Origin of the sequence: Ruegeria sp. SCP11 (assembly GCF_040329455.1) — a bacterium.
Classification (GTDB): domain Bacteria; phylum Pseudomonadota; class Alphaproteobacteria; order Rhodobacterales; family Rhodobacteraceae; genus Ruegeria; species Ruegeria atlantica_E.
Genome location: NZ_JBDZYG010000001.1, coordinates 490,197 through 509,447 on the forward strand (window position 1 = coordinate 490,197; position 19,251 = coordinate 509,447).

Annotated in this window: 18 protein-coding genes and 1 tRNA gene; 12 read left to right on the forward strand and 7 right to left on the reverse strand. The window is 54.6% G+C overall.

Features of this window, described 5'->3' with window-relative positions; genetic code table 11:
- The first annotated feature begins 186 nt into the window (after positions 1 to 186).
- The 6 genes from ABLN94_RS02480 (at position 187) to ABLN94_RS02505 (ending at position 6,400) form a co-directional block, all read left to right on the forward strand.
- Positions 187 to 1,434: an MFS transporter gene (locus ABLN94_RS02480; protein WP_352988774.1), complete on the forward strand. Its 1,248-nt coding sequence runs from the start codon at positions 187 to 189 to the stop codon at positions 1,432 to 1,434.
- Positions 1,435 to 1,543: 109 nt separating this feature from the next.
- On the forward strand, positions 1,544 to 2,107 hold the full coding sequence (locus ABLN94_RS02485) for a hypothetical protein (RefSeq protein WP_352988776.1): 564 nt from the start codon (positions 1,544 to 1,546) through the stop codon (positions 2,105 to 2,107).
- A gap of 502 nt (positions 2,108 to 2,609) precedes the next feature.
- Positions 2,610 to 3,779 (forward strand): hypothetical protein, encoded by a 1,170-nt coding sequence (locus tag ABLN94_RS02490; RefSeq protein ID WP_352988778.1) that lies wholly within the window; start codon positions 2,610 to 2,612, stop codon positions 3,777 to 3,779.
- 956 nt (positions 3,780 to 4,735) lie between these two features.
- Positions 4,736 to 4,927, forward strand: a complete 192-nt coding sequence (locus ABLN94_RS02495) for a hypothetical protein (RefSeq protein WP_352988779.1) — start codon at positions 4,736 to 4,738, stop codon at positions 4,925 to 4,927.
- A 335-nt stretch (positions 4,928 to 5,262) separates the two neighbouring features.
- Positions 5,263 to 5,985, forward strand: a complete 723-nt coding sequence (locus tag ABLN94_RS02500; protein ID WP_352988781.1) for a hypothetical protein — start codon at positions 5,263 to 5,265, stop codon at positions 5,983 to 5,985.
- A 121-nt stretch (positions 5,986 to 6,106) separates the two neighbouring features.
- A complete protein-coding gene (locus ABLN94_RS02505; RefSeq protein ID WP_352988783.1) occupies positions 6,107 to 6,400 on the forward strand; it encodes a hypothetical protein in 294 nt (97 codons plus the stop codon).
- A gap of 103 nt (positions 6,401 to 6,503) precedes the next feature.
- Here the strand turns inward: ABLN94_RS02505 and ABLN94_RS02510 are convergent.
- Positions 6,504 to 6,580, reverse strand: a tRNA-Ile gene (locus ABLN94_RS02510).
- 107 nt (positions 6,581 to 6,687) lie between these two features.
- Between ABLN94_RS02510 and purM the strand changes: the two genes are divergently transcribed.
- The 3 genes from purM to rnd all read left to right on the forward strand — a co-directional run bounded on the left by purM (position 6,688) and on the right by rnd (position 9,596).
- Complete coding sequence (gene purM, locus ABLN94_RS02515; protein WP_352988784.1) at positions 6,688 to 7,734, forward strand: phosphoribosylformylglycinamidine cyclo-ligase; 1,047 nt, start codon at positions 6,688 to 6,690, stop codon at positions 7,732 to 7,734.
- A complete protein-coding gene (gene purN, locus ABLN94_RS02520) occupies positions 7,731 to 8,327 on the forward strand; it encodes a phosphoribosylglycinamide formyltransferase (RefSeq protein ID WP_352988786.1) in 597 nt (198 codons plus the stop codon). Before purM ends, purN begins: the two co-directional genes overlap by 4 nt.
- Positions 8,328 to 8,438: 111 nt before the next feature.
- A complete protein-coding gene (rnd, locus tag ABLN94_RS02525) occupies positions 8,439 to 9,596 on the forward strand; it encodes a ribonuclease D (protein ID WP_352988788.1) in 1,158 nt (385 codons plus the stop codon).
- A gap of 6 nt (positions 9,597 to 9,602) precedes the next feature.
- On the opposite strand, the gene ABLN94_RS02530 is transcribed toward rnd, so the two are convergent.
- Positions 9,603 to 10,127, reverse strand: coding sequence for a hypothetical protein (locus ABLN94_RS02530; RefSeq protein WP_352988790.1), 525 nt, complete (start codon positions 10,125 to 10,127; stop codon positions 9,603 to 9,605).
- 140 nt (positions 10,128 to 10,267) lie between these two features.
- On the opposite strand from ABLN94_RS02530, the gene ABLN94_RS02535 reads away from it, so the two are divergent.
- Complete coding sequence (locus tag ABLN94_RS02535) at positions 10,268 to 10,678, forward strand: SufE family protein (RefSeq protein WP_352988792.1); 411 nt, start codon at positions 10,268 to 10,270, stop codon at positions 10,676 to 10,678.
- Between the two features lie 6 nt (positions 10,679 to 10,684).
- Here ABLN94_RS02535 and ABLN94_RS02540 read toward each other — a convergent pair whose 3' ends face one another.
- Together ABLN94_RS02540 and ABLN94_RS02545 are read right to left on the reverse strand one after the other, a co-directional pair.
- On the reverse strand, positions 10,685 to 11,350 hold the full coding sequence (locus tag ABLN94_RS02540; RefSeq protein ID WP_352988794.1) for a DUF1638 domain-containing protein: 666 nt from the start codon (positions 11,348 to 11,350) through the stop codon (positions 10,685 to 10,687).
- Positions 11,351 to 11,441: 91 nt separating this feature from the next.
- Positions 11,442 to 12,140 (reverse strand): corrinoid protein, encoded by a 699-nt coding sequence (locus ABLN94_RS02545; protein WP_170493175.1) that lies wholly within the window; start codon positions 12,138 to 12,140, stop codon positions 11,442 to 11,444.
- A 297-nt stretch (positions 12,141 to 12,437) separates the two neighbouring features.
- On the opposite strand from ABLN94_RS02545, the gene ABLN94_RS02550 reads away from it, so the two are divergent.
- Positions 12,438 to 13,502, forward strand: a complete 1,065-nt coding sequence (locus tag ABLN94_RS02550; RefSeq protein WP_352988796.1) for a PA0069 family radical SAM protein — start codon at positions 12,438 to 12,440, stop codon at positions 13,500 to 13,502.
- Between the two features lie 48 nt (positions 13,503 to 13,550).
- Here ABLN94_RS02550 and gltA read toward each other — a convergent pair whose 3' ends face one another.
- Both gltA and gltX read right to left on the reverse strand, forming a co-directional pair.
- Complete coding sequence (gene gltA, locus ABLN94_RS02555; protein WP_352988798.1) at positions 13,551 to 14,846, reverse strand: citrate synthase; 1,296 nt, start codon at positions 14,844 to 14,846, stop codon at positions 13,551 to 13,553.
- A 120-nt stretch (positions 14,847 to 14,966) separates the two neighbouring features.
- A complete protein-coding gene (gene gltX, locus ABLN94_RS02560) occupies positions 14,967 to 16,367 on the reverse strand; it encodes a glutamate--tRNA ligase (RefSeq protein ID WP_352988800.1) in 1,401 nt (466 codons plus the stop codon).
- 78 nt (positions 16,368 to 16,445) lie between these two features.
- On the opposite strand from gltX, the gene ABLN94_RS02565 reads away from it, so the two are divergent.
- A complete protein-coding gene (locus ABLN94_RS02565) occupies positions 16,446 to 18,482 on the forward strand; it encodes a ComEC/Rec2 family competence protein (protein ID WP_352988802.1) in 2,037 nt (678 codons plus the stop codon).
- A gap of 6 nt (positions 18,483 to 18,488) precedes the next feature.
- Here the strand turns inward: ABLN94_RS02565 and lexA are convergent, their stop codons facing one another.
- Entirely contained in the window at positions 18,489 to 19,187 is a 699-nt protein-coding gene (lexA, locus tag ABLN94_RS02570) for a transcriptional repressor LexA (RefSeq protein WP_352988804.1), read from the reverse strand.
- Positions 19,188 to 19,251 lie beyond the last annotated feature (64 nt).

The window sequence follows — 19,251 nt, forward strand, 5'->3', positions numbered from 1 at the left end:
CTGGACGTGGAATTAGCATCCGAAAGTCTGACTGACTGATACAATGTAGGCTTGGCCCAATTAGACTCGGTAGGTTTTTGCCAATAGGATATTTTTAGCGTTCTTTGCGTTTTTTCGATGCATTTAGCTGTCCGTATGTAACTTTTTCAAATTGGATCCTGCGATTGTTTTGTTGAGGTAGTTGCTATGAACCTGTCACGATTATCACTTTTGCTGGTGGTGTTTATTGATGTGATGGGTTTTGGCTTGATTGTTCCAATTTTCAACACGCTTCTGTTGAACCCCCAACAACCCTTCCTACCACATGGAACACCCGCAAACATTCGCCAGCTCGACTACACGATCTTAATTGTTGTTTTCTTCCTTTTTTACTTCTTCGGAGCTGCCTTTATCGCCAAGCTGTCGGACTACATCGGACGAAAAAGCGGCATATTGATTTGTCTAACCGGAGCGTTGATCGGGTATTTTCTTACAGTGCTCGCGATCATGTCATCCAACTATTGGCTATTGCTGTTGGGCAGGGCAATTTCTGGCTTCACGACCGCAAATCAACCCATCGCTCAGGCAGCTTTGATCGACATCAGTAATGACGATCAGGAAAAATCAAAAAACCTGGGGATGATCGTTGCGGCCGCCGCTCTGGGTCTACTTGGGGGGCCTTTGATTTCCGGGCTTCTCAGTGACCAAAATTTGATGGGATCATCGGCATCGCTTGAACTGCCTTTTTATGTCGCGATCGGCCTTATCCTGATCAATATGGCACTTATCGTCTTTTTCTTCTTTGAGCTTGATTTTAAAAAGAAAAAGGTCGATTTTGGCCCCTTGGATGTGGTTGCCAATCTTTGGAAAGTCCGGTCTCACCCCGTCGTTCTGCGGCTTTCGGTTGTCATGTTGTTTTCGCTCATGTGCCTGAATGCGTTTTTCTTTTTCATCGACACCTATCTTTTGACGAGGTTCAATTTCGGCACACTTCAAAACAGCATGGCACTTGCCGTGTTTGGGGGATCAATGGCTTTTGGTAGTGCCTATCTGACGGCGCCACTGCATGAACGCTACAAAAAGTTCCCCATTTTATACGTTTCCATCGCGGCGATGGGGGTAGGGATATTGGCATTCATGCTGAATCCCGTGGCCGATCTTTCTTATGTTCTGATCGTGCCCATAACCATTGCATTTGCGATCATGTACCCGACAATGTTGTCTCTGTTTTCCGGAAGTGTGGGGCCTACCGAACAAGGGTGGGTGATGGGGGTAACGGTGGCAATTTATGCACTGGGCTCGGGAACAATTACGGCTTTGAGCGGTTCTCTTATGGCCGTCAACCTGAGGATGCCTTTCCTTATCGCAATCGCTTGTTGCATCTTGGCATTGGTTGCGATGGCAAAATTGTTTAAATACCCGGGTGTCCAAGCGCTTGATAAAAAGGGTAAGTGATCTCTGGCGTCATGGTTGCAGTCGGTCGGGTTGCGCGGTTTAGCGCGCGCGCAGTAGGCTCGTAAGAGATTGCAGTTCATTCTACTTACAATTCATTGGGAGCCTTGAGATGAACATTCGCACCTTGCCGCTAATATTGCATTGGCAATATTGGACCGTTTCGAACATCCGGACCTTTTTTCTTCGCTTTGTTTCCAAAACAGTTTGCGCCATGGGTTTCTTGTGTGTCCTGAGCGGTAGCCTGCAAGCTGAGGATCTGACCGGGACAGAGGATTTGGTGAATACAATCTGGGTGACCAAAAGCGGATATTCCTACGTTTCGGTTACAACCGATGGCACCATCGAGTCTTTTGAAGGGGCAAATTTCGCCATTGAATTTCTGGAAACAAAGCACGGCGTTCTGGTTGCGCGGGTTCGATGGATCAGTCCGGAGGAGCAGCTAAGCGAAACTCAGTACGTGCTGTTTGTACCTGACGGTGTTGGCGGGCTATCATTCCAGGCAGCCGGCGCGCCTGACGTGGTCGGCGGTGCTGCAAACGGTACCATGCGCACAGTCGGCGATGACGCAGCATTGTTCACGAGCTTTAACCTAGAGAAGGGTCGTGCAGGTTCGATCAATACGACCTTGACCAAAGTCGATACGCTTCCGGCCAAATTCGAGGCAAAGAAATGAAGGCCAATCGCTAGTTTCGAAAGCTGTGAGTTCTGTTTCGCCAATTGGATTCTGTGAGTGTCGCTCCGGCCATTTTGTCAATATCAGGCGAGCATCCATTGGGCATATGCTTGCTTGGGTGGCTCTGACTTATGCCGTCATGCTGTGCCCTTCTAAGAGGTACAGGCAAGACACCGGAAAAACGTTCCGTATGGAAAAACCAGTTTTCAGGTCGTGGTCGAGCACTCATTGGCAATGTTTGCGCAATGCTTCTTTGGTTGCGCCACTTTGTTGATCGAATTGCCATAGAGAGGCTCGGCGCTAACAACCTCTTCATTGCGTGACATATCGAAGGCTGGGTTTTCCGCTGACTCATCAGTGAAGCGGCATAAAAATTGATCTCGACAATTTGAAGCAGGATTTATTGACTTAAGCTGTTGAACAATACAGTAGGGAACCTTCCTGCGGTCGTGGCTGAAGAAGAACTTTTTCAGTCATTTCTCTAAAAGATTCAAAGAATAAAGTGCCACCGTTCAAATCCGTCGTAATCTTCACCTTGGTTTTCCTCTTCTTTGCGGTGTCAGTTCGAAAGCTGCTGAAGAAGGCTCGAAAGAAACGGGCAAAGAAGCGAGTTCGGCGTGAAGAGACGACGACCGCCAGACTCAATATTCTAATATCGGGCATAAAGCATCGATCTGAAGGCAAGGCTGTGACCTTCGACATGCCTATCGATAACGTTGACGCCTATATTGTATGGGAAGAGCCAAACCGTGCCGAAACGCCAACTCTTCACATTGGTCGCAGTGGCGAAAGGTATTCGACTATCACTGGGGTTTGGTGGCTTGACGAAACGTCTTTCTTAGCCAATCACCGAAGCGGGCTGCGTATGGCGATATTTCATGTCAACAATCCGTCCCAGCCAGTCTGGAAAGCCGAACTTGATTATCCGACAGACGACATCGCCGCAAAACGGATCGACGAAACTACATGGGAAGCTTCTGTTAGCGGTTGTTGGTCCAGTATCTATGGCCGATATCGGATCAATAGATCCAGATCCGTGCCTTGGAACTATCAATCAACCCATTTGGACACACGGCCACATGAGACAAAAGATTTTGCTCATGGTGTAGCTTACGATGATGAAGGGCAGCTTTGCTATACCCTTTCAACTGGGAAAAACCCTCGGTTCAACATCGGCGAGACGACCTACAAACTTCCTACTCCTTGGGGGGTGAGGGACGTAATATATGACCCAGACCGGCAAAGGTACATTGCGATTGCCGTTTCTGCGAATCCAAAACTTACGGCTTATGGCGGCGTAAAATCAAGTCTCTGGGTCAAGGCCAAAGCTGGTCATCGCTGGAAATGCATAGGCGTGTATAAAAACGTTCACTCAGACTCTTTGGGTGTGTGGCGGGATCGAATCTGGCTTCCGGATCAGGTTGGCAACCGGCTTCTCGCTGTTGATGCTAGAACCGGGAAAGTCGAGTTTATCTGTAAAGGCAACAGCTTTGATTTTCCTCACGGACTAGGAGTGTCACCAACTGGCAAGATCGCCGTTACAAACTATGGGACGAGTAGTGTAACAATTGTCGACGGGGACAAGCTGCTTGCACATTCTGGGCTCGGGGCAAGGAACAGTAAAAATACGTTTACTACCGGCGTCTCGATCCCAGTCAAAGCGCGCGCCTAGCAGCCACGCGCGGCAAACATATAGACCACAAATAGTACGCCTACCGCTATCTGCGACCTGCCTCATATCAGGGCAAGTCGATATGACCCTGCCGAGGGGCAAAAATTAAGGTTTGCTACGCTGGTTCAGAATCTTTCGACGCAGTAAATCCGCCAATAACCCCTACGGGTGCTGTCAATTCACCCTACACTGGCCATTCACCCAGTCTTGGTAGAAGCAGACCCAGTACCTCACGCCACCATCATTGGTTTTTGATGAGGTGCTCATCCGCGCGCCGGGAGCAAAGCGCCCCGAACCACAACCGTTTGCGCAATTTCCGTATGAAGTACGCCAAGAGAATATAATTGGAACGTCGCACATGTTTTGGAAGTACAGAGATCTGTTATTGTAGAACGAATACACACAGCTTGACTGAGCGGATGCGCCACCGCCAATGAACAGGGCAACAAAAATGCAGACAATTCGAAACTTTAACATTTTTTAACCTCCAAATTCCGTAAGCAACAAAAATAAACTCAAATTATACCACGGGCTTCCGGTGCTTCAAAATTGCGGCAAACCCACCTCTATTTCATGAGTAACAACTGGATGAAACACCTCCAGACAGCTTCTATCCTAGCCCTTGCCACTGCGGCCTATGCGGATGGCACTCCGGTGCACCTGAACCGCATGGATGCCCCAGAAGTCAGCACGTGATCAGTGCAAAGCGCTAAGCGCTGGATGGTGAACTATTGCGCGGCAAGTCGATTTCGTGTGACTTGAACGGTGAGCCACCATGACCGCTGGGTAGGGGTGTGCTATGCTGGTGGGCAGGACATTAGGGCGGTAATCGCTGAAGGGTATGCATTGGACTACGCCCGGTCCTCTGGTGACCGGTGCAGGCATTTGGAAACCGCATCCGCCACTTCATGGATAAACCGGGCCGGTTATTGTAGATCACGATAGAGGGGACCGATATGGAACAGCAATTTGAAATCGGCGATACGTTTCTTCACCCGACACACTCGCGCCGTCAGAGATGCCATGTCCGGGGTTTTGTGGACGGCTTGCTAGTGGCGAGGTGGTGGCGGTTGTCCCGGCAGTATTGGCAGTACGAAGTTTTCGACCTCGACGCTCTGCAACTGCCAGCAAAAGCGAATGCCAAATAACTCGGCTTGATACTATTTGTCGGGGTTACTGAATGACGTCGTTGCGATGTGATATTCAATGACCTCACATTAGAGAGCTGGCTAGTGTCGCCAACTCGATGGTCAATCTGTCGTCACAGGCGGGAACCTCTCGATGACAAAACGTCCGTGAAAAATGTATCACTGTGTTCGCTGTGGCCGTTTTCGGCCATCTTTTTTTAAGGAGGCAGGGGAGGGTCTTCGTTTTCTTTTAGTCAAGTTCTGCAGTCAGGGGACGGTGACGATTGCTTGTTTTTAGCTTACTATATTTGTGTTTCACAAGGTCACTTATTTATTTCTTTAGAAAGGAACTGACTATGCGAGTTTTGTTTCTATTGGTCTTCGCACTTACGTTCTCCCAAGTTTCCAAAGTTTCATCTCAATCTGTGGAACAGGCCCTATCACAGGCGGTAGGTGAGATGAAAAAGGCAAATTCCCGTTTCGAGAGCGAAATAAAGGACACTTCGGAATTATATTCTAGATTAAGTGGTTTGCTGTCGTTCAGCGGATGTGATTGCGACATAGATAAAGGGTCTTGTTCGGCAGACGTAAAACTTGTTCCAGGGGAGGCACGGTCAGAGCTGATAATTACAGTTAGTGTTGCAAGGCCTTACTGTGCGCGTGTCGGAACGTTCATTACGACGCAGTGGGATATTGATAACAATACGCCCGCATACGAGAGCTTTAATTACTTGCGCGAACCCCAGCATTCAGAGTGGGTACATAATGCTGATTGGAATGGACGCCAGCCAGTGCTTCTAGATGACGTTTCCTGCAAACTTTGCGCGACCGGCGATAGCCAATTTTGTGAAGAAAGTAATGGGCTCGCGGAAAAGTATGGTCCATTGGCTTTGACGAATGCGCAGGCAGCAAAACAAATGGAAGAACCTGTTGCTCAAATGAAGGCTACAGCAACAGAGTCATGGGTGGAGTTAGCAGATTTAACGGCGTATCAAATGGGTCTCATCTATCAAACTGCGGATTTATACCAAAAGCTAGCTGACATGGTACAGACTCAAAGACAGTCTCGGTGTCATTAGACCTTTGTAAGGTTAGAGCAAAGTAGGATTCTGCGATTTCCGTTCTACCCACTTCCTGTTTTTATTAACCTTGCATGTTCCAGTGCTTGCCGCTTTCTCCTGCCTGCCTCATATCGGGGGCATGACGACATGGCCCGACCGAATCCCGTTTCATCTCCATAAAGAATTTGAGACCCGCCGGGTCGATGACTGGCAGACGGCGTTGTGTGTCTGGGTGAAAAGCCACGGGCTGAAACTCAAGCTGCTGTGGTGGGCGGATCTCGAGCGTAAGATAGCCGATCTGCACTCTTATCGCTTCTCGGCTGGGTCGCAGGACCATTGGGCGGTGATCAGGGAATGGTTGGAGCGCAATGATGTACCAGCGCTCGAAAAACTACCGGGATCGCCTGAGCTGGAATCGGTCGCAAATTACTGAATTTCGTGGGACACTCGTTTTGTAACCCATTGAAAACATATGAGCCACATCGGCCAGTTCGTGGGACACCCTGTCGTTGATTTTAAAGAATAAAGGCGGTTTTTGGTAGGCCCGGCAGGACTTGAACCCGCAACCAAAGCGTTATGAGCGCTCTGCTCTAACCAATTGAGCTACAGGCCCGCCATGCGGCTTTGAGTACCACGATGAACGTCCGCGTCAAGCCTGACCGTTGCAACATGTCGCACAATCGAATAACCCGCGCGGGAACCATTCATAAGGGGCTGGCCATGACGACGGGCAAGAACGGAATCACCTATGCCGATGCAGGCGTTGATATTGATGCGGGGAACGCTCTGGTCGACCGGATCAAGCCCGCGGCCAAGCGGACCAATCGTTCGGGCGTGATGAGCGGGCTGGGCGGATTCGGTGCTTTGTTCGATCTGAAGGACGCTGGGTATCAGGATCCGATCCTTGTGGGCGCGACCGACGGTGTCGGTACCAAACTGCGGATCGCCATTGATACAGGTGTGGTGGACGGTGTGGGCATCGATCTGGTCGCAATGTGCGTCAACGACCTGATCTGTCAGGGGGCCGAGCCGCTTTTCTTCCTGGACTATTTCGCCACTGGCAAGCTGGATACCGACACCGCCGCGCGGATCATTGAAGGTATCGCCGAGGGCTGCGTACAGTCCGGCTGCGCCCTGATCGGTGGTGAGACGGCCGAGATGCCGGGCATGTATCCTGATGGCGATTTCGATCTGGCCGGGTTCTCAGTTGGCGCGATGGAGCGTGGGGCGCATCTGCCTGCCGGCGTTCAACAAGGCGACGTTCTGCTGGGGCTAGCCTCGAACGGGGTGCATTCCAACGGCTATTCGCTGGTGCGCAAACTGGTTGAAATGTCGGGTCTGGGCTGGGACGCGGCATCTCCGTTTGGAGAGGGGACTCTGGGTGAGGCGCTGCTGACGCCCACGCGTCTGTACGTAAAACAGGCACTGCAGGCGATCCGGGCAGGGGGCGTGCATGCGCTGGCGCATATCACCGGCGGTGGTCTGACCGAAAACCTGCCGCGCGTTCTGCCCGAGGGGTTGGGCGCCGAGATCGACCTGAACGCCTGGGACCTGCCGCCCGTCTTCCGCTGGATGGCGGAAACTGGAGGTATCGCCGAGGCCGAGATGCTGAAGACCTTCAACTGCGGCATTGGCATGATCGTCGTCTGCACAGAAGACCGCGCCGACGAACTGGCCGCTTTGCTGACCGAGGCGGGTGAGACGGTTTCGCGTCTTGGCACTGTCTCCGACACGCCCGGCATGGCCTATTCGGGCAAGCTGCTGTGAGCCACAAGCGCGTCGCCATTCTGATTTCCGGGGGTGGGTCCAACATGGTGTCGCTGGTCGACAGCATGACTGGCGACCACCCGGCGCGGCCCTGTCTGGTGTTGTCGAATGACGCCGAGGCAGGTGGGCTGAAAAAGGCGGCAGAACGCGGCATCCCAACGGCCTCGGTGGATCACCGTCCGTTCAAGGGCGACCGCGCCGCGTTTGAGACCGAACTGCTGAAGCCGCTGGAACAGGCGCAGCCCGATATCGTTTGCCTCGCCGGGTTCATGCGGGTTCTGACCGGCGATTTCGTTTCACGCTTTCAAGGGCGGATACTGAACATCCACCCCTCGCTGCTGCCGAAATACAAAGGGCTCAATACCCATGCCCGCGCGATCGAGGCCGGGGATGCAGAGCATGGATGCTCGGTTCACGAGGTCACGGCCGCGCTGGATGATGGCCCGATCCTGGGGCAGGCGCGCGTGAATATCGAAGAGGGCGACACGCCCGAAGACTTGGCTGCCAGGGTGCTGGTGTGGGAGCACAAGCTCTACCCCGCAGTGTTGCGCCGTTACGCCAGTGGAGACCGGACTCGGGTGTTGCTGCCCTGAACGTCTCAGGGTGATTTACACATGTGTCATAATCGGCCTATGGTCTGCACTACGGCTGGGTACGGACAAGATGATCAGCCGAAGAAAACAAGAGCAAGAACAGCACCGCGCATGAAAACCCTGACAACGACGCAAGAGCTGGCCGATTTCTGCAAGGCCGCGGCGGAATATGACTATGTCACCGTAGATACCGAGTTTCTGCGCGAACGCACCTACTATTCGAAACTCTGTCTAATTCAGTTGGCTGTCCCGTCCGAGGATGAAGATAGTGCCGTGCTGGTTGACCCACTGGTCGATGGATTGTCTCTGGACCCGCTCTACGAGCTGTTTGGCAATGAGGATGTTGTCAAGGTCTTCCACGCCGCCCGACAGGACCTTGAGATATTCTGGGTCGAGGCGGGAGTATTCCCCAAGCCACTGTTTGATACGCAGGTCGCGGCGATGGTTTGCGGCTTTGGTGAGCAGGTGGGCTATGAGACACTTGTTCGCAAGGTTTGTAAGCAGGGGGTCGACAAGACCTCACGTTTTACCGACTGGTCGCGACGGCCGCTGTCAGAGGCACAAAAGACCTATGCTCTGGCCGATGTCACCCACCTGCGCCAGATCTACGAATTTCTGGCGGCGCAGTTGAAGAAGACGCAGCGCAGCCATTGGGTGGCGGAGGAGTTGCGAACTCTGACCCAACCAGAAACTTATGACATTCGTCCTGAAGACGCATGGAAACGCGTGAAGACTCGGACAAATTCGGCCAAGTTCCTCGCCGTTGTGCGCGAGTTGGCGCAGTTCCGCGAAGCCTATGCGCAGGAAAACAACGTTCCGCGCAGCCGGGTTTTCAAGGATGACGCGCTGATCGAACTGGCCTCTACTAAGCCCAAGTCGCCGTCCGATCTGGGGGGCTCGCGCCTGTTGCTGCGCGAGGCGCGCAAAGGTGCGATCGCAGATGGGATTTTGGCAGCAGTAAAGAAAGGCGTGAACTGCCCTGCTGATCAATTGCCGAGCGTCGACAATAGCCGGGACAAGTTGAAGGTTAACCCGGCACTGGCGGATTTGCTGCGCGTGCTGTTGAAGTCGAAAACCGAAAGCTCGGGTGTGGCGGCCAAGCTGATCGCCACCAGTTCTGAACTGGACCAAATCGCTGCAGGTGAGCGGGAACTGCCCGCAATGTCAGGCTGGAGATTTGAGGTGTTTGGCGAGGATGCCCTAAAACTGTGTGAGGGCAAGATTGCCCTGGCTGCCAAGGGCCAGAGCGTCAAGGTCGTGTCGCTATAACATTGGTTACCGGCGCCGCGATTCCAGCGCGTTCTGCTGTCCTACAACCCGCACAAGGCGTGTCGTCTGTAGGTCTTCTTTGCTGATATTGATGGCGTCAGAGACCATACGTGACCGCTCGGTTCCCTGATTGGTCGGTTCTTCGGGATACTCTACTCGAAAAGTAAATTCCAGAACGCCGTTCTTTTGGTTCTCTTCGCTCTCTACTCGTACTAGTCGTGCATTGTACGCTCCTTGCCGTACCGCAGTGCCAGAGGCGAAGACGATCGCACCGTTCGGTGTCGGGTCCACCCGCAGTTCATCAATTTTGGCGATCGGAACGCTGGTATCCTCGGGATCGGCACCGGAAAATAGGCCGCCCTCCCTTTGTTCAGGCACCAAGGCATTGGCATCATAGCTTTCCGGCTCAACCGGGGCCGTAGGTTGGCTTGACCCAAACCAGTTGGAGGGGTTCGCTCGCGAGTCGCTCCAGCTGTTGCAGGCAGGTATGGTCAGAGTAGCGACCAGAAGAAAAACGTACGATTTTTGCATGGTCCCAACGTCCAGAGCAGTAATTCCAGCAATGAGTTATCGCAAAATACGTTGATTGAAAACCCGCGCAGGGGGGTGGACAGGCACCGACCGGCGGCATAGGTCACAATTGTGAACGCAATGAAAAGGACCGCCGCAACATGGCAACGCCTGCCTTTGAGGAAATCGTCGAGGATTTCGAGTTTCTGGAGGACTGGGAAGACCGGTACCGCCATGTCATCGATCAGGGCAAGGCGATGGAGCCGCTGGACGATGCGCTCAAGGTGCCGGCCACCAAAGTACATGGCTGCGCCAGCCAGGTCTGGTTACACCCGATCATCGAAAATGGCGCGTTCCGTTTCGACGGTGACAGCGACGCACTAATCGTTCGCGGGCTGATCGCGGTACTGCGGTCGCTTTATAACGGACTGCCGGTTAGCGAAGTTCCCAAGGTCGATGCAGGTGGGGAACTTGCTCGTCTGGGTCTGAACGATCACCTTTCGGCGCAGCGTTCAAACGGGCTGCGGTCGATGATCGAACGTATCAGGGAAGTTGCTCAGGAAAACGCCTGAAACGTGTCAGGCCGAAGGCTTGCGGTTTGCCCAATCCGTAAGTGTGTTTTCCAGATCGCCATAGCCTGTAAAGCGGCGCTCGAACTCCAGCCCCATACGTTCTGCACATTCGCGGGCGCGGGCCGTAAGGTTCGGGTCGTCGACCTGCGCCTGATAGACCAATTTTGTGTAGTTCCCGAAATACATGTCGCGTAGTTCTGGATGACGGTCCAAACCCAGCGGTTTCCAGACAAAAGCATCGAACTGTCGCGCCAAAAAATCGGTCAGGTAAAAGGCGGTTGTCTCGTCGTCGCCATGTGCCTCAAATGCCTGATTTCCTTCGAAGAAAGAATAGCAATGCGGGCCTTTGACCATCTCGACGCCCATCTCGGCGCAAGCTTTTTCTAACAGCCCACCAGTGCCGCAATCCGCATATACGACAAAGATCTGATCATACTGATCCCGGTGTTTTGCGACCGCATCCTGAACAGCCTCAGTGATTTTCTCCGGATGGATATGCAAGATTGCGGGTAGGCATGTCAGGGACATGTGGTCCCAGCCATTGCGACGCTTCAGGTCCAGAATCTCACGTGCTAAGGCACCGCAGGCCAGCAGTAGAATCCGGCCCTGCCCATTGGAATCGTAGCCTTCTGTCGTAAGGCTGACATCATCTGGCAGTTTGTCCGGTTGCATTAAGCACCTCTGAAATTGAGTGCAACGACCGCAGAAACACAAAAGGGCCGCCCGATTACCGGACAGCCCTTGAACAATCCTGTGTGTCCGATCAGCCGGCCAGTTGGTTGTGCTTGCGCGAGACGAAGTCCTTGGCGGTTTCAACTGCAACAGCAGCGTCACGGCAATAGGCGTCTGCGCCGATGGCTTTGCCGAATTCCTCGTTCAGCGGCGCGCCGCCAACCAGAACGATATAGTCTTCGCGCAGGCCTTGTTCGACCAGCGTGTCGATCACAACCTTCATATAGGGCATGGTCGTGGTCAACAGGGCGGACATACCCAAAATGTCTGGCTGTTCGGTTTCCAGAGCTTCCAGATAGTTCTCGACCGGGTTGTTGATGCCGATATCGACAACCTCGAAGCCAGCACCTTCCATCATCATCGACACAAGGTTCTTGCCGATGTCGTGGATGTCGCCTTTGACGGTGCCGATGACCATTTTACCAACGCGCGGCGCACCGGTTTCGGCCAGCAACGGCTTGAGGATCGACATGCCGCCCTTCATCGCGTTTGCCGCCAGCAAAACTTCGGGAACGAAGAGGATGCCGTCGCGGAAGTCGTGGCCAACAACGGTCATACCACCGACCAGGGCCTTTGTCAGAATGTCGTAAGGGGTCCATCCGCGTTCCAGCAGGATGTTCACACCTTCTTCGATCTCTTCTTTCAGGCCGTCATAAAGATCGTCGAACATTTGCTCGACTAGTTCGTCGTCGTTAAGTTCGGACAGGACGATGTCTTCTTCTTCAGACATGGGCATTTCCCTGAGCTGTGCGGGCCATGGGCCCGTGGTGGCATTTTTCCCCGTTTTGGCCAAAACGTCGCAGCTTGACTGTGACGATTGCGACCTCAGTGGTTTCGGGACCGACCTATACGTTAGATTTTTTCTTCACTCGACAGAAATTTCTGCATGATGATCCTGCATTCTTTTCAATAGCCCGTGTCTCGCCTTATTGCGCTACACCTGTGCTCAAACCTCGGAAAATTCGTAGTCGCTTGCCCGGTGGAACTGCCTCCATTATACGTAGAGGCGGAACGTAAGGGGAACAAAATGGGTGTTTCACATATCCGAGGTCGCGGAGTTGCCACGAACGCCGTTGGTCGGTTCGAGCATTTCGATACTGTCCCTTGCGATGATGGCTGGGAGATCGAAGAAGAACTGCCTCCTTTGCGGACCGAGGTGAGAGAAGAGATTGCGCGCAGTCTGATCACCTACAACCGTTCGCCTGACCTGCCGTTTGATCGCTCCATCAACCCGTATCGGGGGTGCGAGCATGGATGTGTTTACTGTTTCGCGCGCCCGACGCATGCGTATCTTGGACTGTCCGCCGGTTTAGACTTTGAAACCCGCCTGATAGCGCGCCCGAATGCAGCTGAAATACTGCGCAAAGAGTTGTCGGCCAAAGGGTATAAGGTGGCCCCGGTCGCATTGGGGACAAACACTGATCCTTATCAGCCGATCGAAAAAACCCGTGGGATCACTCGCGATTGCCTGTTGGTTTTGCAAGAGTTTAACCATCCCATAGGGATCGTTACCAAGGGCGCACTGATCGAGCGGGATTTAGACATACTGGCACCCATGGCTGAGAAAGGGTTGGCGCGGGTTGGCATTTCTTTGACCACGCTGGATGCAGGCTTGTCCCGCAGGATGGAGCCGCGTGCTCCGTCTCCTCAGCGGCGACTGACCATTATTCGCCGCTTGACGCAGGCGGGTGTTCCCGTGCGCGTCATGACCTCTCCCGTGGTGCCCGGCCTGACGGATCATGAATTGGAACACTTGCTTGAGGCGGGCCGTGACGCTGGCGCGGATGCTGCCAGTTGGATCATGCTGCGCCTTCCTCGCGAGGTTTCCACGCTATGGCGGGAGTGGCTGCAGGATCATGAACCGGCAAGGGCCGAGAAAATCATGTCTAAGCTGCGCGAGATGCACGGGGGGCGGGACTATGATCCGCGCTGGGGGCATCGTATGCGGGGTGAAGGTGAATATGCCGGGCTGATTGCCAAGCGGTTTGCGCTGGCGGTCAAACGTCTGGGCCTCGCGACGCGTACATCGGCTTTGCGGTGCGATCTGTTCGAAAGGCCAGCCCAAGTCGGCGATCAACTGAGCCTTCTGTAAAAAAAGCCCCAGACCTTGGTCCGGGGCTTTCGCTTACAATCGTCGTGATTAACGGTTTTCGATATCCACATAGTCGCGCATGGTCTCGCCCAGATACAGCTGGCGCGGACGACCGATTTTGTTCTGAGGATCGGCAATCATTTCTTTCCACTGGCTGACCCAGCCGACGGTACGCGACAGGGCGAAGATCGGGGTAAACATCGAGGTGGGGAAGCCCATCGCCTCGAGGATGATGCCCGAGTAGAAGTCCACGTTCGGGAACAGCTTCTTCTCAGCGAAATACGGATCTTCCAGCGCTTCGCGTTCCAGCTCTTTGGCAACCTGCAGTTTCGGGTTGTTTTCGATGCCCAACAGGTCCAGCACTTCGTCGGCCGACTGCTTCATCACTTTCGCGCGCGGGTCGAAGTTTTTGTAAACGCGGTGGCCAAAGCCCATCAGACGGAACGGATCGTTCTTGTCTTTGGCGCGAGCGATGTATTCGGGGATGCGATCCACCGAACCAATTTCTTCCAGCATCTCCAGGCACGCCTGGTTCGCACCACCATGAGCTGGCCCCCACAGACAGGCGATACCAGCGGCGATACAGGCAAACGGATTCGCGCCTGAAGACGACGCTAGACGTACAGTTGAGGTCGACGCGTTCTGCTCGTGATCCGCGTGCAGCGTCAGGATGCGGTCCATTGCGCGGCTGAGGATCGGGTTAACCTCGTATTCCTCGGCTGGAACGCTGAAACACATGCGCAAGAAATTCGACGCATAGTCCAGATCATTGCGCGGATACACGAAGGGCTGACCGGTGTGGTACTTGTAAGCCCACGCCGCAATGGTTGGCATCTTGGCGATCAAACGGTGCGAGGCGACCTCACGCTGGTGCGGATCCGTGATGTCGGTTGAGTCGTGGTAGAAGGCCGACATTGCCCCAACAACCCCAACCATAATGGCCATCGGGTGCGCGTCCCGGCGGAAACCACGATAGAAATACTGCATCTGCTCGTGCAGCATGGTGTGGCGGGTAATAGTGGTTTCGAACGTCTCGAGGTCCTTGGCGACGGGCAGCTCTCCGTACAGCAGCAGGTAGCAGACTTCGAGGAAATGCGATTTCTCAGCCAACTGGTCAATTGGATAGCCACGGTGCAGCAGCTCGCCCTTTTCACCGTCGATATATGTGATGGTGCTGTCGCAACTCGCGGTTGAAGTGAAGCCGGGGTCATATGTGAAGACACCAGCGTCGCCATAGAGCTTGCGGATATCGATTACGTCAGGTCCCGCAGTTGGCGAATGAACCGGCAACTCGTAAGTTTCGCCATGGACTGTCAGAGTGGCTGTTTTATTGCTGTCGGTCATCGTTGTCCCTTCTTCGTTCATGCGCATGCCGAGAGAGCACTCAGCATGCGGGCTGCGGTCACGCACCAAGGTGCCAACCGGGTCGTAGCGGAGCAGCGTTACCTGATTATGAAGCCAGGATTAGTTTGCTGCGTCGGAAAGCCGCGCCAGAGTCTCGTCGCGCCCCAGCACAAGCATCATGTCAAACACCGAAGGCGTTACGGCCCGGCCTGCCAGCGCTGCCCGCAAGGGGCCGGCCAGCTTGCTGAACTTGATGCCCTTCGCATCTGCAAAGGCGTTGAGGGCCTCCTCCAGTTCGTTCCGCGACCAGCTAGCATTTTGCACGTGCGGCGTCAATTCTTTCAGTATACCGTCGGATACAGATTGTAGCGCCTTTGCAGCCTTCTCATCCGCTTCGATCGGGCGTGAAACAAGTGAAAAATGTGCTTTTTCAAGCAGTTCCGGGAAGGTGCGGGCGCGATCCTTAAGACAATACATCGCACGTTCCAGATCACTGGATTGTGTCGGAGTGAGAGCGGGACGCTCTGCCGCAGCCAGATAAGCTTCAATTTCTTGCCGCAACGCAGCGTCATCCGCAATCGCGATATGCTGGCCACAGAGATTCTCGAGCTTTTTCAAATCGAACCGAGCCGGGCTTTTGCCGATTCCATCCAGATCGAACCACTCTTTGGCCTGATCGTCTGTAAAGAATTCATCGTCTCCGTGGCTCCAGCCGAGACGCGCCAGATAGTTGCGCATACCCGCGGCCGGGTAGCCCATCGCCTGATATTCCTGTGCGCCCAATGCGCCGTGTCGTTTCGAAAGTTTCTTACCGTCAGGCCCATGAATCAGAGGAATATGCGCCCAGACCGGAACGTCCCAGCCCATTGCCTCATAGATCATCATCTGTCGTGCGGCGTTGTTCAGGTGGTCGTCGCCCCGGATCACATGCGTTACACCCATGTCGTGGTCGTCTACCACCACGGCCAGCATATAGACCGGAGTACCGTCCGACCGAAGCAGGATCATATCGTCCAGTTGATCGTTGCGGATGGTCACATCACCTTGCACCTGATCGCGGATCACGGTCGCACCGTCCTGCGGGGCCTTAATGCGGATCACATAAGGTGCCTCAGGGTAGGAGGCGGGATCTGCATCTCGCCAAGGGCTGCGGAACAGGGTCGATTTGCCCTCGGCGCGCGCTTGTTCGCGGAAGGCTGCGATTTCGTCCTGGGTCGAGAAACACTTATACGCCTTGCCTTCAGCGAGTAGTTGATGTGCGATTTCTGCGTGGCGCGCGGCGCCTTCGAATTGACTAATCACGTCGCCATCGTGATCCAGCCCAAGCCACTCCATACCCTGCAGAATCGCCGCCGTTGCTTCAGGCGTTGAACGTTCGCGGTCCGTGTCCTCGATTCGCAGCAGGAACTTGCCGCCACGACCCCGGGCATAGAGCCAGTTGAACAACGCAGTACGAGCGCCGCCGATGTGCAGAAAGCCAGTAGGTGAGGGGGCGAAACGGGTGACGACCTGATCGGACATTTTATGGATTAACCTTTTGGTAACCGTGTCGGGCATAGTTTGGCGTCTGTCTAACGAGCCGGAAGGACGGGGGCAACCATGCGTGTTCTGGCACGGGTCGAGGCCGCATTGCTGAACCAAACAGGGTACTTGTTCCAGTGGTCTCCGATTTGTCTGGCTGTAGGCATTGGCCTGTATTTCAGCCTTCGGTTTGAACCGGGATCTCAGGTCTATGCGTGGCTTTTGCTTGTCGTCGTGGTGCTGACCTGGATCGGTCGCACGATGCGTTCTGGCTGGGCTGCGTTGGCAATTGGGGGCGCGCTGATCACGGCTGGCTTTGTTCTGGCCGGCGCGCGGGCCCACTCGGTCGCAGAGCCGGTCCTGTCATGGCGCTATTATGGCCCCATCGAGGGGAGGGTCGTAGCCATGGATCGCTCTGCGTCGGATGCGCTGCGGGTTACGCTGGATCGGGTACGCATAGAGGATGTGCCCGTAGACCGCCGACCGCAGCGCGTCCGACTTTCTTTACATGGCGGAGTGGGACCTCTGGTGCCAGGCCAAAGGATCATGACCACCGGGCATCTGTCTCCGCCGCAAGGTCCGGTTGAACCCGGCGGGTTTAATTTCCGTCGCCACGCATGGTTTCAGCGTTTGGGTGCAGTTGGCTATTCTCGGGTTCCGGTGATGACTGTTGCGCCGCCGAATAGCGCGACTGAAGGTGTGCGTGTAACGGCATGGCGCATGGCGATTTCGGAACGGGTGCGCGCAATCCTTCCCGGAGAGATTGGTGGCTTCGCCGCTGCCGTCACCACCGGAGATCGCAGTGGCATGGCGCAGGGGACGCTGAAATCTCTGCGCGCATCGAATCTGGCACATCTTCTGGCAATTTCAGGTCTTCACATGGGGTTGCTAACCGGATTCGTATTTCTTGTCTGTCGGTTGGGACTGTCGGCCATTCCCACCGTTGCTCTAAGATTGCCAGTGCGCAAGTTGGCGGCAGCTAGTGCGCTTGTCGCAGCGGTAATCTACCTGTTGTTGTCTGGCGGCAACGTCGCAACGGAACGGGCGTTTGTTATGGCCAGTGTTATGCTGGGCGCTATTCTGATTGACCGCCGCGCCATTTCATTGCGCGCAGTAGCTGTGGCTGCACTGATCGTATTGACGTTGCGTCCCGAATCCTTGCTGAGCCCGGGGTTTCAGATGTCCTTTGCAGCGACGACGGCGCTAGTCGCGGTCTTTGGAGCGCTGCGGGACTTTCGCCCGCTGCCTGGTCCAAAATGGCTGAAGCAGGTGGTCGGGTTGTTGATGTCGTCTACCATCGCGGGGTTGGCGACCGCTCCAATCGGAGCAGCGCATTTCAACACCATGTCTCACTATGGGCTACTGGCCAACATGCTTTCAGTGCCAGTTATGGGCTCCATCGTTGTGCCGGCAGCCTTTGTTGCCGCGTTGCTGGCACCGTTCGGACTGGAGGCATTTGCGTTACACGCCATGGGGTTGGGGTTGCGGTGGATTCTCATTGTTTCGGACAAGGTTTCGGGTCTGGATGGGGCGCAGGGATATGTCGCCAGCCCGCCGCACTATGTCTTGCCAATGTTTGCACTCGGAGCCCTATGGTTGGCCATTTGGCGCGGGCGGGCAAAATGGGCTGGTCTTATACCACTCGCGGCGGCCTTTTTATTGTGGGGGCAAGGACACCGGCCGGAGGTTCTGATCGCGGATTCCGGGGGATTGGTGGGGATTATGACCGAAAATGGCAGGGCTCTTAGCAAGGAAAAGGGCAGCGGGTTCATTGCTACTGTTTGGTTGGAGAATGATGGGGACGGCGTGGATCAGATCAATGCTGCCGGGCGCTGGCCCGGTCTTGAGGGCATGGCCCCGCGCTATGTGTGGCGGGGCAAAGAACTGGTTCACATTACCGGAAAACGAGCCGCTCAAGGATTTACGGAATGTCGGAAGAACCAGATCATCGTCTCTTCAGTTGATCTGGATCTCATAGGAGATTGTGGCCTTTTTGACCCAGAACGACTGAAGCAGACCGGAAGCCTCGCTATTTCAAACGGACGAATAACAACCAGCCGAGAGTTGATCGGCCACCGCTTGTGGTCGCCGGAGACGGTCAGGAACAACCGTTAAAAGTGCTCAGTAGCTTCGGATCAACCCGACCAATCGTCCCTGAACCTTGACTTTGTCTTCAGGCAGAACGCGGGTTTCGTAGGCGGGGTTTGCCGCTTCGAGTGCGATGGCATTTCCGCGCCGGAAGAAGCGCTTCAACGTAGCTTCTTGATCTTCGACCAGTGCTACAACGATGTCGCCATTATCCGCTACTCTGGATTCTCGGATAACGACAACGTCGCCATCATTTATGCCCGCCTCGATCATCGAATCTCCGCGTACTTCCAAAGCGTAGTGATCGCCTTTGCCCGAAACCATGCTGCCGGGCACCGCAACGCGGTGAGATTCGTGGCTGATGGCTTCGATTGGAACACCAGCTGCAATACGCCCCATAACGGGCAGTTCCAGAGCATCCACCGTCACGGGTTCAAAATTGGCCGGGCGTGGACCTTCGGGCCTGTCGCCCTCGATAACACGGGGCTTGAAAGCAGCCGTTGGCTCGCCACCAAGACTTTCCGGCAGCTTCACGATCTCAATCGCTCGTGCGCGATGAGCAAGGCGACGGATAAAGCCACGCTCTTCCAGTGCCGTGATCAGGCGATGAATGCCGGATTTCGATCGCAAATCCAACGCGGCCTTCATTTCGTCGAAACTAGGCGGAACACCGTCCGCCTGAACGCGTTTGTGGATGAATTCCAACAAATCCAACTGTTTCTTGGTCAGCATTGCTCACACCTCGTCGGTTATGCGTTTTCTTTTGTTCTACGCATGTTCACGTTTTGTGTCAATG